We start from the raw sequence: 2,072 nt of genomic DNA on the forward strand, positions 1-2,072 counted from the left end.
TCAAAAAACGGGCGACCCCAAGAATCCCCGGCAAGTGATGCCAGATCATCAAGGTCCGCATGAGGAGTTCACCCCCCAACACCATCAAGGCGCCAGGAAAGGCTTGGTCCCTCAGGACCCAACAACGTGCACGCCCCCGAAATCCCGATCCCGCACCTTTCCAATCCCCCCAAAGAGGAGATGTACTGAGCACGAAACCTTCATCCGAAGGCCACTGTCAAAGTTCCACCCATGAGCGCCACCCACAACATTCGCTGTGGCGTGACTTGACCCGTTGATCCCCGTGGCGAGTGTGTACAAAGACACAGCCCGTGGGGCGAGTACATGCTCCTTAGAAAGGAGGTGATCCAGCCGCACCTTCCGGTACGGCTACCTTGTTACGACTTAGTCCTAATCACCGATCCCACCTTCGACAGCTCCCTCCACAAGGGTTGGGCCACCGGCTTCGGGTGTTACCGACTTTCATGACTTGACGGGCGGTGTGTACAAGGCCCGGGAACGTATTCACCGCAGCGTTGCTGATCTGCGATTACTAGCGACTCCGACTTCATGAGGTCGAGTTGCAGACCTCAATCCGAACTGAGACCGACTTTTTGGGATTCGCTCCACCTCGCGGTATTGCAGCCCTTTGTATCGGCCATTGTAGCATGCGTGAAGCCCAAGACATAAGGGGCATGATGATTTGACGTCATCCCCACCTTCCTCCGAGTTGACCCCGGCAGTCTCCTATGAGTTCCCACCATAACGTGCTGGCAACATAGAACGAGGGTTGCGCTCGTTGCGGGACTTAACCCAACATCTCACGACACGAGCTGACGACAACCATGCACCACCTGTATACCGACCTTGCGGGGCGACCATCTCTGGACGTTTCCGGTATATGTCAAGCCTTGGTAAGGTTCTTCGCGTTGCATCGAATTAATCCGCATGCTCCGCCGCTTGTGCGGGCCCCCGTCAATTCCTTTGAGTTTTAGCCTTGCGGCCGTACTCCCCAGGCGGGGAACTTAATGCGTTAGCTGCGACACAGAAACCGTGGAATGGCCCCTACATCTAGTTCCCAACGTTTACGGCATGGACTACCAGGGTATCTAATCCTGTTCGCTCCCCATGCTTTCGCTCCTCAGCGTCAGTAACGGCCCAGAGATCTGCCTTCGCCATCGGTGTTCCTCCTGATATCTGCGCATTCCACCGCTACACCAGGAATTCCAATCTCCCCTACCGCACTCTAGTCTGCCCGTACCCACTGCAGGCTGGGGGTTGAGCCCCCAGATTTCACAGCAGACGCGACAAACCGCCTACGAGCTCTTTACGCCCAATAATTCCGGACAACGCTTGCACCCTACGTATTACCGCGGCTGCTGGCACGTAGTTAGCCGGTGCTTTTTCTGCTGGTACCGTCAAGAGCAAGCTCCCTTCTTCCCAACTAAAAGAGGTTTACAACCCGAAGGCCGTCGTCCCTCACGCGGCGTTGCTGCATCAGGCTTTCGCCCATTGTGCAATATTCCCCACTGCTGCCTCCCGTAGGAGTCTGGGCCGTGTCTCAGTCCCAGTGTGGCCGGTCACCCTCTCAGGCCGGCTACCCGTCGTCGGCTTGGTGAGCCGTTACCTCACCAACTACCTGATAGGCCGCGAGTCCATCCTTGACCAAAATTCTTTCCACCTGCAGACGATGCCGTCACAGGTCATATCCGGTATTAGACGTCGTTTCCAACGCTTATCCCAGAGTCAAGGGCAGGTTACTCACGTGTTACTCACCCGTTCGCCACTAATCCAGGAAGCAAGCTCCCCTTCATCGTTCGACTTGCATGTGTTAAGCACGCCGCCAGCGTTCGTCCTGAGCCAGGATCAAACTCTCCGTAAAAGAAAAACACCATCACCAACCGAAGCCAGTGACAGCAAGTTTGATGCTGACCAAAAGAACAAAACAATCTGACGATTGTTGTCCATTTCAATCTCAAAGAAACCCAACACCCAGAACCACTACACCGAAGGCATAGATCCACTGAATGCCGAGGTATAATTTGGCATTTGACAATGTGCACGCTGTTGAGTTCTCAAGGACCAAACGCACC

The 2,072-nt window shown here is 55.0% G+C and carries 2 rRNA genes (1 of these 2 only partly in view); both read right to left on the reverse strand.

The features are described from left to right. Positions 1 to 125 (reverse strand): 23S ribosomal RNA (locus EDF39_RS17365) (it extends 2,894 nt beyond the left edge of the window). Between the two features lie 210 nt (positions 126 to 335). Further along, a 16S ribosomal RNA gene (locus tag EDF39_RS17370) occupies positions 336 to 1,861 on the reverse strand. Together the 16S and 23S rRNA genes form the textbook arrangement of a ribosomal RNA operon. Positions 1,862 to 2,072 lie beyond the last annotated feature (211 nt).

Origin of the sequence: Frondihabitans sp. PhB161, assembly GCF_003814635.1 — a bacterium.
Lineage (GTDB): Bacteria > Actinomycetota > Actinomycetes > Actinomycetales > Microbacteriaceae > Frondihabitans.